This window comes from Mixta sp. Marseille-Q2659 (genome assembly GCF_940807255.1).
In the GTDB taxonomy this organism is placed as follows: domain Bacteria; phylum Pseudomonadota; class Gammaproteobacteria; order Enterobacterales; family Enterobacteriaceae; genus Mixta.
Genome location: NZ_CALNWY010000014.1, coordinates 39,032 through 51,565 on the forward strand (window position 1 = coordinate 39,032; position 12,534 = coordinate 51,565).

Annotated in this window: 10 protein-coding genes; 8 read left to right on the top strand and 2 right to left on the bottom strand. The window is 54.5% G+C overall.

Annotated features, from left to right (window positions below; translation table 11 throughout):
• The first annotated feature begins 7 nt into the window (after positions 1-7).
• A complete protein-coding gene (locus P3C52_RS11780; RefSeq protein WP_275555183.1) occupies positions 8-1,657 on the top strand; it encodes a thiamine pyrophosphate-binding protein in 1,650 nt (549 codons plus the stop codon).
• Between the two features lie 370 nt (positions 1,658-2,027).
• Here P3C52_RS11780 and P3C52_RS11785 read toward each other — a convergent pair whose 3' ends face one another.
• On the bottom strand, positions 2,028-2,786 hold the full coding sequence (locus P3C52_RS11785) for a M48 family metallopeptidase (protein WP_275555185.1): 759 nt from the start codon (positions 2,784-2,786) through the stop codon (positions 2,028-2,030).
• Positions 2,787-3,076: 290 nt separating this feature from the next.
• Between P3C52_RS11785 and tkt the strand changes: the two genes are divergently transcribed.
• Positions 3,077-5,068, top strand: a complete 1,992-nt coding sequence (gene tkt, locus P3C52_RS11790) for a transketolase (protein ID WP_275555186.1) — start codon at positions 3,077-3,079, stop codon at positions 5,066-5,068.
• A 290-nt stretch (positions 5,069-5,358) separates the two neighbouring features.
• Here the strand turns inward: tkt and P3C52_RS11795 are convergent, their stop codons facing one another.
• Positions 5,359-5,937: a polymer-forming cytoskeletal protein gene (locus tag P3C52_RS11795; RefSeq protein WP_275555188.1), complete on the bottom strand. Its 579-nt coding sequence runs from the start codon at positions 5,935-5,937 to the stop codon at positions 5,359-5,361.
• 449 nt (positions 5,938-6,386) lie between these two features.
• Here P3C52_RS11795 and epd point away from each other — a divergent pair, with 449 nt between their 5' ends.
• The 6 genes from epd to P3C52_RS11825 all read left to right on the top strand — a co-directional run bounded on the left by epd (position 6,387) and on the right by P3C52_RS11825 (position 12,519).
• Positions 6,387-7,406: an erythrose-4-phosphate dehydrogenase gene (epd, locus tag P3C52_RS11800; protein WP_275555189.1), complete on the top strand. Its 1,020-nt coding sequence runs from the start codon at positions 6,387-6,389 to the stop codon at positions 7,404-7,406.
• 50 nt (positions 7,407-7,456) lie between these two features.
• Positions 7,457-8,620 carry a phosphoglycerate kinase gene (gene pgk / locus P3C52_RS11805; protein WP_275555190.1) on the top strand — a complete coding sequence of 388 codons (1,164 nt, stop codon included), beginning with the start codon at positions 7,457-7,459 and terminating at the stop codon, positions 8,618-8,620.
• Positions 8,621-8,710: 90 nt separating this feature from the next.
• Positions 8,711-9,790 (top strand): class II fructose-bisphosphate aldolase, encoded by a 1,080-nt coding sequence (fbaA, locus tag P3C52_RS11810; protein WP_275555191.1) that lies wholly within the window; start codon positions 8,711-8,713, stop codon positions 9,788-9,790.
• Positions 9,791-9,975: 185 nt separating this feature from the next.
• Positions 9,976-10,866, top strand: coding sequence for a small-conductance mechanosensitive channel MscS (gene mscS, locus P3C52_RS11815; protein ID WP_275555192.1), 891 nt, complete (start codon positions 9,976-9,978; stop codon positions 10,864-10,866).
• Positions 10,867-10,996: 130 nt separating this feature from the next.
• Complete coding sequence (argO, locus tag P3C52_RS11820; RefSeq protein ID WP_275555193.1) at positions 10,997-11,620, top strand: arginine exporter ArgO; 624 nt, start codon at positions 10,997-10,999, stop codon at positions 11,618-11,620.
• A gap of 176 nt (positions 11,621-11,796) precedes the next feature.
• Positions 11,797-12,519 carry an oxidative stress defense protein gene (locus P3C52_RS11825; protein WP_275555194.1) on the top strand — a complete coding sequence of 241 codons (723 nt, stop codon included), beginning with the start codon at positions 11,797-11,799 and terminating at the stop codon, positions 12,517-12,519.
• The last annotated feature ends 15 nt before the right edge of the window (positions 12,520-12,534 follow it).

Consider the following 12,534-nt stretch of genomic DNA (forward strand, 5'->3'; position numbering starts at 1 on the left):
ATAAGCAATGAGCGAGATGATTACCGTGGGCGAAGCCATCGCCAGAACACTGGAGCAGTACGCTGTCGAGGCGCTGTATGGCGTTATCTCTATTCACAACCTGCCGATTGCCGATGCCATCGGCCAGCGCGAGAACATCCGCTTTGTGCCGTCACGCGGCGAGGCGGGCGCGGTGACCATGGCTGACGCGCACGGACGCTTTTCCGGTCTGGGCGTGGCGCTGACCAGCACCGGCGCGGGCGCGGGCAATGCTGTGGGCGCACTGGTGGAGGCGATGAATGCCGGCACGCCGTTGCTGCATTTGACGGGGCAGGTGGAAAAGGCCTGGCTTGATGCCGATACCGGCTTTATTCACGAAACGCGCGATCAGCTGACCTTTTTAAAAGCCAGCTCGAAACGGGCCTGGCGCGTCAGCAACGCCGGTCAGGCGGTGGCGATCCTGCATAAGGCGATTCAGGAAGCGCAGACGCCGCCCTGCGGCCCGGTTTCTGTCGAAATCCCTATCGATATTCAGAGCAGCCTGATCCCTGCGGCGTTGGTGACCGCTGCCGTTAGCCCGCTGTCGTCTGCGGCACCGCAGGCGGTTATTGCCGCTATGGCTGATAAGCTGCTTGGCCAGCTCAGAGAGGCGAAGCAGCCGCTGCTGTGGCTGGGCGGCGGCGCGTTGCACTGTGCCGACGCGGTCAAAAAGCTGGCGGATGCCGGTATGACGGTGATTTCCAGTACGCATGGGCGCGGGATCCTGCCTGATGCGCATCCTGCCAGTCTGCGCGCGTTCCATAATTCTCCCGCGACCGAAGCGATCGTGAATCAGTGCGATTTTACGCTGGTAGCGGGCTCGCGTTTACGCAGTAATGAAACCCGCTCCTGGACGCTGCCGCTGCCGACGCCGCGTATTCAGATCGATATTGATCCAGCGGCGGCGAGCCGTAACTATCTGATGGATCAAACGCTGATCGCAGATTGCGACGTGTTGCTGAGCGCGCTGGCTGAGAAAGTGCAGGGGCGCGAATGGGGTAATGCGCGCTGGGACGCGCAGCTGCAGGAGGCGGTAGCAAACGCCGAGCAGGGGCTGCGCGAGCAGTGCGGCGTCTATGCGCAGTTGAATGATGCTATCGATCACGCGCTGCCGGCGGACGGGATTCTGGTGCGCGATATTACCGTGTCGGGCAGTCTGTGGGGCAGCCGTCTGTTCCGTGCCAACGGGCCGCTGTTGAATATTCACTCGCTGGCGGGCGCGATTGGCATGGGATTACCGATGGCGATTGGCACCGCTATCGCAAATCCGCAGCGTAAGGTGGTTGGGCTGGTGGGCGACGGCGGCCTGAGTCTTAATCTGGGCGAGCTGGCGACACTGGCGCAGGAGAAGGCCAACGTGACGCTGTTGATTATGAACGACGGCGGTTACGGCGTGATGCGCGGCATTCAGGATAAATATTTTGGCGGGCGTCAGTATTATAACCAGCTCCATACGCCAGATTTTACGCAGCTGGCGCAGGCGATGGGCCTTCAGGCGTGGGCCGTGGAGCGCGCGCAGGATTTTCAGGCGGTGATGACGGAGGCGCTGGCGATCTCCGGGCCGTCAGTGGTTGAGATCAGAATGAATCATATCGGTGAGCTGCGGTTTGCCGGGCCGCCGCAGAAAACGCTTTATTGATTATCCCTTAGGCTCTTTGGGGCAGGATGCCCCGTTTTTTTTTGACGAAAGTGGAAATGAATAAGGGAGATGTTTTCTGCAGAGATTGTTGGTAGCATCTGCGTGAGAGGCTCCGGCCTTCCGTAAAGACGCAACTGCCGTCATCCATGACAGGCTCGGCCCGCGCTATCCCTGGCGCGTGACGCTTTACTCCTTGCCGGAGCCTCTCACGCCGTAGCTTCAGTGTTGCCTGTTGGCTTTCTCGCCTTAGCTTCAGACGTTGCCTGCCAGAACGCTCGCGTTTGCTCCGGGCGTTGCCTGTTGGATCTCCCGCCTCAGCTTCAGGTATTACCTGTTGGCGTTCTCCTGAAGCTTTTCAGCGGTTTGAACCTTATTTAATGCCGTCGGCGGCCATGCGCTCGCGGATATGCTGCGCTCGCGCCTCAGAAGCAGGGTGATCGTCAAACATCGAACTTTGATGCGTGCCTTCCAGCTTCGCCAGCTTCTCAAAGCTGGTTACCAGCCCGCTCGGATTGATGCCGCGCTTTTTCAGCAGATCGTAAGAGTAGTCATCCGCCTGGGATTCCTGGGTTTGTGAAAACTGCGCATTGACTAATTTCTCACCCAGCTCGCCCAGCTGCGACTGCGACAGCGTGGCGGCGATGCCGCCCATCGAGGCTGCGGCAGTACGGGCGGCGGTGGTGGCGTAAGCCAGCTGCATCGCCTTGCGCGAGTGGCCCAGCGCGACGTGGCCCATTTCATGGCCCAGTACCGCTTCCACTTCATTGTCGGTCATCAGATCCATCAGGCCGCTGTAAACGCGGATGCAGCCGTTGGCCATCGCCCAGGCGTTCACATCTTTGGTGAGGTAAACCTTATAGTTCGCGGGCGTGCCGTTGATGTTATTGCCCAGCGCGGCGGCGATTTTATCCAGCCGCTGTTGATAGGTGCTGCCGGGCTGTGCGATTTGCGCTTCGCTGTCCATCTGCTGACAGGACTGGTCGCTGAGCGCCTTAACCTGATCGTTGCTTAAGGTGGCGGCCTGAAAGGCCTGTGCGCCAGACTGCATTAGCGCGGAGCTGTCGATATTCTGGCAGCCGGTGAGTAACGCGGCGACGGAAAGCGCCGTCAAAGTCGTACGGATTTTCATTCCATTCCTATTCCATAACAGTAACAAGGTAATAAAAAACAGCGGTCTGATAGAAAGACGCCAGAGCGAATTTTTCAGGAAGTCTTTCTTATAGCGGTTTCAATATATAAAGCCCAGCAGACAACCCTTAAAGCGCGAATTGTCCCTGATATTTCGCATCTCGCGCCATGTACTTTCACCCCGCTTTTCATGTACATTGTTTGGCGACTTTTCTCTGGCTTTGCCTGATAACTCATTCATTACAATAGGTTAGGGACGGCGAAGCACTATAATCCGACCTGGAGTAAAACATGTCTTCTCGTAAAGAGCTTGCCAACGCCATTCGCGCCTTGAGCATGGATGCAGTACAGAAAGCGAAATCTGGTCATCCGGGTGCCCCAATGGGCATGGCTGATATTGCCGAAGTGCTGTGGCGCGATTATCTGAACCATAATCCGACTAACCCACTGTGGGCAGATCGCGATCGCTTCGTCCTCTCTAACGGCCACGGCTCTATGCTGATCTATAGCCTGCTGCACCTCACCGGCTACGATCTGCCGATGGAAGAGCTGAAAAACTTCCGTCAGCTGCACTCTAAAACACCTGGTCATCCGGAATATGGTTATACCGCCGGTGTGGAAACCACCACCGGCCCGCTGGGGCAGGGCATTGCCAACGCCGTCGGTATGGCTATCGCCGAGCGCACCATGGCGGCGCAGTTCAACCGTCCAAACCATGAGATCGTCGATCACCATACCTATGTCTTTATGGGCGACGGCTGCATGATGGAAGGCATTTCCCATGAGGTTTGCTCGCTGGCCGGTACGCTGAAACTGGGCAAACTGATGGCGTTTTATGATGACAACGGCATCTCTATCGATGGTCATATCGAAGGCTGGTTCAGCGATGATACCGCGGCCCGTTTCGAAGCTTACGGCTGGCATGTGGTGCGCGGCGTGGATGGTCACGATGCAGACTCCATTAAGAAAGCCATTGAAGAAGCAAAAGCGGTAAGCGATAAGCCTTCTCTGCTGATGTGTAAAACCGTGATCGGCTTCGGTTCGCCGAATAAAGCCGGTACGCACGATTCTCACGGCGCGCCGCTGGGCGACGATGAAATCGCGCTGACCCGCAAACAGCTGGGCTGGGAACACGCGCCGTTCGTTATTCCGCAGGAGATCTATGCCGAGTGGGATGCGAAAGAAGCCGGTCAGGTAAAAGAAGCCGCCTGGCAGCAGAAGTTCGCCGCCTATGCTGAAGCTTACCCGGAGCTGGCCGCCGAGTTTACGCGCCGCATGAGCAACGAACTGCCGGCAAACTGGCAGGAAGAGTCGCAGAAATTTATTGAACAGCTACAGGCGAACCCGGCGAAAATCGCCAGCCGTAAAGCCTCGCAGAACGCCATTGAAGCGTTCGGCAAGCTGCTGCCGGAATATCTGGGCGGCTCCGCTGACCTGGCACCGAGCAACCTGACGATGTGGTCTGGCTCAAAAGGCATTAACGATGATGCCGCCGGTAACTACATCCACTACGGCGTGCGCGAGTTCGGCATGACCGCCATCGCTAACGGTATCGCGCTGCACGGCGGCTTTCTGCCGTATACCGCGACCTTCCTGATGTTTGTGGAATATGCGCGTAACGCGGCGCGTATGGCAGCGCTGATGAAGATTCGTCAGGTGCTGGTGTATACCCATGACTCCATCGGCCTTGGCGAAGATGGCCCGACGCACCAGCCGGTTGAGCAGATTGCCAGTCTGCGCGTCACGCCGAATATGAGTACCTGGCGTCCGTGTGACCAGGTGGAATCTGCGGTGGCGTGGAAATATGCTATCGAGCGTCAGGATGGTCCGACCGCGCTGATCTTCTCTCGCCAGAATCTGGCGCAGCAGCCGCGTAGCGCTGAACAGCTGGCTAACGTAGCACGCGGCGGATACGTGCTGAAAGCGTGTGAAGGTCAGCCGCAGCTGATTCTGATCGCAACCGGTTCTGAAGTGGAACTGGCCGTGGCCGCCTGGGATAAACTGACGTCGGAGGGTATTAAGGTGCGCGTGGTTTCCATGCCGTCTACCGATGCGTTCGACAAACAGGATGAAGCCTATCGTGAATCCGTGCTGCCGAAAGCGGTTAGCGCGCGCGTGGCGATCGAAGCGGGCATTGCTGACTACTGGTATAAATATACCGGCCTGAACGGCGCGGTGATCGGCATGACCACCTTCGGGGAATCTGCGCCAGCTGAGAAGCTGTTTGAGCTGTTTGGCTTTACCGTAGAGAACGTCGTCGCTAAAGCGAAAGCGATTCTGTAATAAAAAAGGTTCGTCCATTCATGGGCGAACCTTGTTAATTTCAGCGCCGGGCGAATAAGTAAAGCCCGGCGTTATTATCACAGTTACCTTTAACCGATTGTATTAAAAATGTGTACACAGAGTTTTATCTGATACCTGTTTATTTCGGATAGTTTTCCGGTACGTTATCTAATACCTGTTGGATCATGGTTAGCTTTTCTACGCCGCTCTCTTTCGTACCGGGCACGACAGTTTTCTCTGGATAACTTTTTTTAACGACTCTGGGTTTAGATATGCCATAGAAGCGTCCGCTATTTATTAATAGAAAAGTCGTCGCTTTCAATGGTGCCATCGATAAGACCGTGCGCGTTAATTTCTACCGTTGCGCTGGCGCAGGTTCCGGTTACCTTACCGTCAACCACCACTTTTTCCGCATGTATCTCGCCTTCTACGGTGCCCTCGCGCAGGACATAAACGGTTTTCTCAGCGGTAATGGTGCCGTTAATCGAACCGTTAATGCGTATATCGCCCGACGCCTTTATTTCGCCGCTAATATGGCAGGAGGAGGGAATAACCGTCACTTCATTTTCGACGGTTACTGCTGTAGATACCGTTTCGATATTATCCGGCTCAGGCTCCGGCGGAATACAGGAGGCCGGCTCTGCCTGATGATTATTTTCCGATAATATTTCTTTGCGCTTAAATATATTCATTCCCTTGTTATTTTTCAGATAGCGGATTAAAGATAAAATAACTAATGATAAAATAACCACGGGCGCTATTTTTACCAGCCTGATTAAAAACGCCCAGCGGGTTTCCCGTTCCAGACAATAAACCAGCAGCGCCAGAGCCCAGCTAAACCAGACGCCCCAAAGCAGGTTGTAGTTCATAACGTCCTTTTACAGAACCAGAAATGGTCAATCCATAAAGCCGCAGCGGCTTTCTCTTTTATTAATCCAGCGCTGTCAGATGATGTTTGCCAGAAAAGCGATCGGAGGGCTGATGCTGCTGGCCCCTTATACATTAGAGATCGTCTCTGAACAACGGTGGTGAAAAAAACGACACATCGTTGTATCACCATACTATGACAGACCCGGTACGCGCGGTTTTCTCCAGCAACTTTTATTCAAATTTGTGATCTGTGTCAGAAGTTTGTTTCAAGGGTTGATCGCTGTCATTTTAATTATTCCTGGTAACGAATATTCTCGCTGAAGCGTTTCAGTTGGAGCAGTTGCCTTCTCTATTGTGGATTGCACGGGCAGATTTTTCCCTGTACAAATCGTAACGGCTGGCTCAGGCTATCGGCACGTTTTTTATCAGGTTCTGACGCAGGAGAATTATGACCCTTCGCGTAGCGATTAATGGCTTTGGCCGTATTGGACGTAGCGTGTTACGTGCGCTCTATGAAACCGGCCGTCGGGCAGAAATTAGCGTTGTCGCCATTAATGAACTGGCGGAATCTGCTGGCATGGCGCATCTGCTGAAATATGATACCAGCCATGGACGCTTCGCCTGGGACGTGCGTCAGGAGCGCGATCTGCTGTGGGTTGGCGAGGATACGATTCGTTTGCTGCATCAGGCGCAAATCGCCGATTTACCCTGGCGCGAATTGAATGTTGATGTCGTGCTGGAATGTACCGGCATTTGGGGCAGCCGGGCGGATGGCGAAGCGCATTTGCAGGCCGGCGCCAAAAAGGTGCTGTTTTCTCACCCCGGCGGCAACGATCTCGACGCGACTGTTGTATTCGGCGTTAACGAACAGGCGCTTAAGCAAACTGACCGCATTATTTCCAATGCCTCCTGCACCACCAACTGCATTATTCCGATTATTAAGCTGCTGGACGATGCGTTTGGCATTGAATCCGGCACCGTCACCACGATTCATTCCGCCATGCACGATCAGCAAGTGATCGATGCGTATCACAGTGATCTGCGCCGGACGCGCGCCGCCAGCCAGTCGATCATTCCGGTCGATACGCGGCTTGCAGCTGGCATCGGACGCATTCTGCCGCAGTTCCACGATCGCTTTGAAGCTATTGCCGTCCGCGTGCCAACGATCAACGTGACAGCGATGGATCTCAGCGTAAGCGTGCGCTCGGCGGTCACCGCCAGCGAGGTGAACGGCGTGCTGCAAAATGCCTCAGCGGGGGCTTTTAGTGGTATAGTTGACTATACGGAAATGCCGTTAGTCTCGATCGATTTTAATCACGATCCGCACAGTGCCATAGTGGACGGCACGCAAACGCGGGTTAGCGGTCACCACCTGGTTAAGACCTTAGTCTGGTGTGACAATGAATGGGGCTTCGCTAATCGGATGCTTGATACGACCTTAGCGATGGCCGCAAGCGGTTTCAGGTAAGACGCGGATGCGTCTGACAAAACTTAAGAGAATCAACGAGAGGGTTCACCATGTCTGTAATTAAGATGACCGATCTGGATCTTGCTGGTAAACGCGTTCTGATCCGTGCCGATCTCAACGTGCCGGTTAAAGAAGGGAAAGTGACGTCAGATGCGCGTATCCGCGCCTCGCTGCCGACCATCGAAGCGGCCCTGAAACAGGGTGCGAAAGTGATGGTTACTTCTCACCTGGGTCGTCCGACCGAAGGCGAATATAACGAAGAATTCTCCCTGCTGCCGGTAGTTAACTACCTGAAAGAAAAACTAAACGGCACGCAAGTTTCTCTGGCGAAAGATTACCTCGACGGCGTAGAAGTTGGCGCAGGCGAGCTGGTTGTGCTGGAAAACGTGCGCTTCAATAAAGGCGAGAAGAAAGACGACGAAACCCTCTCCAAAAAGTATGCTGCCCTGTGCGACGTGTTTGTTATGGATGCGTTTGGTACCGCTCACCGCGCCCAGGCTTCTACGCACGGCGTAGGTAAATTCGCGCCGATCGCCTGTGCCGGCCCGCTGCTTTCCGCTGAGCTGGAAGCACTGGGTAAAGTGATGAACAACCCGGCTCGTCCGCTGGTTGCCGTGGTTGGCGGTTCTAAAGTTTCTACCAAATTCGACGTACTGAATTCACTGGTTAAGATCGCTGACACCGTTATCGTCGGCGGCGGCATCGCAAACACCTTCGTTGCTATCGACAACAAAGTGGGTAAATCCCTGTACGAGCCAGACTTCGTGGAAGCCGCGAAAAACCTGCGCGACCAGTATGGTATTCCGGTGCCGACCGACTCCCGCGTAGGTACGGAATTCTCTGAAACTGCGGCGGCGACGGTGAAAAAGGTTACCGACGTAGCGGACAACGAAGAGATTATGGACTTCGGCGATGAAACGGCGCAGGCGCTGGCGAAAGTACTGAAAGAAGCCAAAACCATCCTGTGGAACGGCCCGGTAGGCGTGTTCGAATTCCCGAACTTCCGAAAAGGCACCGAAATCATTGCTAACGCCATCGCTGATAGCGAAGCGTTCTCTGTTGCAGGCGGTGGCGATACGCTGGCGGCTATCGACCTGTTCGGTATCGAAGATAAGATTTCTTATATCTCTACCGGCGGCGGCGCTTTCCTGGAGTTCGTGGAAGGTAAAAAACTGCCTGCGGTCGCTATGCTTGAAGAGCGTGCTAAACAGTAACTTTTAGGGCAGGGCGTATGCTCTGCCTGAACGTATTGCCCAGCTTATTAACATGGGCGCGAATCCGTACGACGAAACAGGACAAAACAGATGTCTAAAATTTTTGATTTCGTAAAACCAGGCGTTGTCACCGGTGATGACGTACAGAAAGTATTCCAGGTAGCGAAAGAAAACAAATTCGCACTGCCGGCAGTTAACTGCGTGGGCAGCGACTCTATCAACGGCGTACTGGAAGCCGCTGCGAAAGTAAAAGCACCGGTTATCGTTCAGTTCTCTAACGGTGGCGCCGCGTTTATCGCAGGTAAAGGTTTTAAATCTGATGAGCCGCAGGCTGCCGCTATCGCCGGTGCCATCGCTGGCGCGCAACACGTTCATCTGATGGCGGAAAAATATGGCGTGCCGGTTATCCTGCACACCGACCACTGCGCGAAGAAACTGCTGCCGTGGATTGACGGTCTGCTGGACGCGGGTGAAAAACATTTCGCACAGACCGGTAAACCGCTGTTCTCTTCTCACATGATCGACCTGTCTGAAGAGACGCTGGAAGAAAACATCGAGATTTGCAGCAAATATCTGGCGCGTATGGCGAAAATGGATATGACCCTGGAAATCGAACTGGGCGTAACCGGCGGTGAAGAAGATGGCGTGGATAACTCCCATCTGGACAGCTCTGCGCTCTACACCCAGCCAGAAGACGTAGACTACGCGTACACCAAACTGAGCGAAGTGAGCCATCGTTTCACCATCGCCGCTTCTTTCGGTAACGTACACGGCGTTTACAAGCCGGGTAACGTGGTTCTGACGCCGAAAATCCTGAAAAACTCTCAGGAATATGTGTGCCAGAAACATAACCTGCCGCACAATGCGCTGAACTTCGTGTTCCACGGTGGTTCTGGTTCTTCTGCTGAAGAGATCAAAGAATCTATCGATTACGGCGTCGTTAAAATGAATATCGATACCGACACCCAATGGGCGACCTGGGACGGTATCCTGCAATACTACAAAAAGAATGAAGGCTATCTGCAGGGCCAGCTGGGTAACCCGGAAGGCGACGATAAGCCGAACAAGAAATTCTACGATCCGCGCGTATGGCTGCGTGCTGCACAGTCCTCAATGGTTGTGCGCTTAGAGCAGGCGTTTAAAGAACTGAACAACATCAACACGCTGTAATAGCAAGCTGGTGGTAAAAGGCCCTTCGGGGCCTTTTTTTATGCGCTTTTTCCAGAAAAATGTAACCATTATCGTCGCTTACTTGGCGAATCGCTTCGTTATTGTTTACCCTTGTTTAATGGTTCGTCGGCTCTTTACTGGCGGTTCTAATAATTGCATTGGGGAACTAATAACAGGGTGGATAAATGGAAGATTTAAATGTGGTAAACGGCATTAACAGCGCAGGCGGCTGGTTGGTTCATAACCAGGCGCTGTTGCTGAGTTATGCGGTCAACATTGTCGCCGCTATCGCCATCCTTATCGTGGGGATGATTATCGCGCGTGTCATTGCGAACGGTATAAACCGTTTGCTGGTGGCGCGCCATATTGACGCTACCGTGGCTGATTTCCTGTCGGCACTGGTACGTTACGGCATTATCGCCTTTACGCTGATTGCGGCGCTGGGGCGCGTCGGCGTGCAAACGGCATCGGTTATCGCGGTGCTGGGTGCGGCTGGCCTGGCCGTCGGCCTGGCATTGCAGGGGTCGCTCTCTAACCTTGCTGCGGGCGTGCTGCTGGTGACCTTCCGCCCGTTCCGTACCGGTGAGTTCGTCGATCTTGGCGGCGTAATGGGTACGGTATTACACGTACAGATCTTCTCGACGACGCTGCGTACCGGCGACGGTAAAATCGTAGTGGTGCCAAACGGTAAAATTATTGCTGGCAATATTGTTAACTTCTCGCGCGAGCCGGTGCGCCGTAACGAATTTATCATTGGCGTGGCTTACGATGCTGATGTGGATCAGGTGATTTCGCTGCTGCGTGAAGTGGTTGATGCCGATCCGCGCGTATTGCAGGATCGTGGTGTTCAGATTGGCCTGAACGAGCTGGCGGCCTCTTCGCTGAACTTTGTGGTGCGTTGCTGGAGCAACAGCGGCGATCTACAGGATGTTTACTGGGATCTGATGAAGAACTTCAAGCGCACGCTGGATGCGCACGGCATCGGTATTCCTTACCCGCAAATGGATGTTCATCTGCATCAGGTGAAATCTGCTGAGGACACGCCGCCTCAGCCAGAAATTGCTAAAGCGCCATAAGCCAGTCGGGCGAGGGAAACCTCGCCCGCTCTGTTATTAGCGCTGCTGATATTCCATTAATTCTTTCCATTTCCCCCTTATCCCGCCGCGCTATACACTGCATGCCAGTTTTATTATTGGAAAAAATCTTATGTTATCTGTTTATTTTCAGGGCGTTGCGCTGGGTGTGGCGCTGATATTACCGTTGGGGCCGCAGAATGCGTTTGTCCTTAATCAGGGCATCCGCCGGCAGTATCATTTAATGACCGCCGCACTTTGCACCCTGAGCGATATTATCCTGATTTGCGCCGGCGTTTTCGGCGGTAGCGCGCTGCTGAATCAGTCTCCGCTGTTGCTGAATCTGGTGACCTGGGGCGGCGTCGCTTTTCTGCTGTGGTATGGCTGGGGCGCATTGCGCGCGGCCATCAGCGCCGATATTTCGCTGGTCAGCGCGCAGGTTAAGCAGCAGAGCCGCTGGCGGATTATCGCCACGCTGGTTGCGGTTACCTGGCTTAATCCGCATGTCTATCTCGATACGTTTGTGGTGCTGGGCAGTCTCGGCGGGCAATTGCCTGAGGAGGCGCGCCGCTGGTTCGCACTGGGCACGGTCAGCGCCTCGTTAATCTGGTTCTTTAGTCTGGCGCTGCTGGCCGCCTGGCTGTCGCCGCGTTTAAGCACGGTGGGCGCACAGCGCATCATTAATCTTTTCGTCGGACTGGTGATGTGGATTATCGCCCTGAAGCTGGCATTACAGGCGCTGGCTGGTTTTCATTAAATCAATAGCGGAATTAAATGTGGCGGGGCGGCAAAAAAGGAAACTTTTGCCACAATAAAAACTCAGAGGAACACGCATGTTGCCTGCTCCTGGCTTATGGCAGGCTTGCAGCGTCGTGATGGTCGTTGCCAGTACGACGCTCCGTTAATTTGTTCTGTCTTCAAGGAGGACCTTTCGTGAAACTGAAAGCACTGGCTCTGGCCACCGTAATGGGATTAAGCGCCGCGCCCCTGATCGCTCAGGCTGATGAGCTACCCAACGGGCCGCATATTGTGACCTCCGGCCAGGCCAGCGTAGATGCCCGGCCTGATATCGCCACGCTGGCGATCGAGGTCAACGTTTCTTCAAAGGATGCCGCGGAGGCGAAGAAACAGGCCGACGAGCGCGTCGCGCAATATTTTGACCTGCTGAGTAAAAACGGCATAGAGAAGAAAGATATTGATGCGGCGAACCTGCGCACGCAGCCCGAATATGACTACACCAAAGAAGGCAAATCGGTTCTGAAAGGCTACCGCGCAGTGCGTCAGGTACAGGTGACGCTGCGTCAGCTGGATAAGCTAAACGACCTGCTGGACGGCGCGCTGAAGTCAGGCCTCAATGAAATACGTTCCGTTGAGCTGGGCGTTGCTAACCCGGATGACTATAAAGCGAAGGCGCGTCAGGCGGCGATTGAAAATGCGACTCAACAGGCGGCGGCACTGGCGCAAGGCTTTAATGCCAAGCTGGGGCAGGTTTACAGTGTGCGTTATCATGTCGCCAACTATCAGCCCATGCCGATAGCGCGTATGTATAAAGCTGCTGATGCCGCGCCGATGGCCTCCGCTGCACAAACCTATGAGCAGCAGAGCATTCATTTCGACGATCAGGTTGATGTGGTGTTTGAGCTACAGCGCAACTAAATAAAAAAGGCGACT

Coding starts and splice junctions, on each gene's coding strand:
- argO (WP_275555193.1), top strand. CDS start 10,997: ATGTTATCTGTTTATTTTCAGGGCGTTGCGCTGGGTGTGGCGCTGATA.
- tkt (WP_275555186.1), top strand. CDS start 3,077: ATGTCTTCTCGTAAAGAGCTTGCCAACGCCATTCGCGCCTTGAGCATG.
- P3C52_RS11785 (WP_275555185.1), bottom strand. CDS start 2,786: ATGAAAATCCGTACGACTTTGACGGCGCTTTCCGTCGCCGCGTTACTC.
- mscS (WP_275555192.1), top strand. CDS start 9,976: ATGGAAGATTTAAATGTGGTAAACGGCATTAACAGCGCAGGCGGCTGG.
- pgk (WP_275555190.1), top strand. CDS start 7,457: ATGTCTGTAATTAAGATGACCGATCTGGATCTTGCTGGTAAACGCGTT.
- epd (WP_275555189.1), top strand. CDS start 6,387: ATGACCCTTCGCGTAGCGATTAATGGCTTTGGCCGTATTGGACGTAGC.
- P3C52_RS11780 (WP_275555183.1), top strand. CDS start 8: ATGAGCGAGATGATTACCGTGGGCGAAGCCATCGCCAGAACACTGGAG.
- P3C52_RS11795 (WP_275555188.1), bottom strand. CDS start 5,937: ATGAACTACAACCTGCTTTGGGGCGTCTGGTTTAGCTGGGCTCTGGCG.
- fbaA (WP_275555191.1), top strand. CDS start 8,711: ATGTCTAAAATTTTTGATTTCGTAAAACCAGGCGTTGTCACCGGTGAT.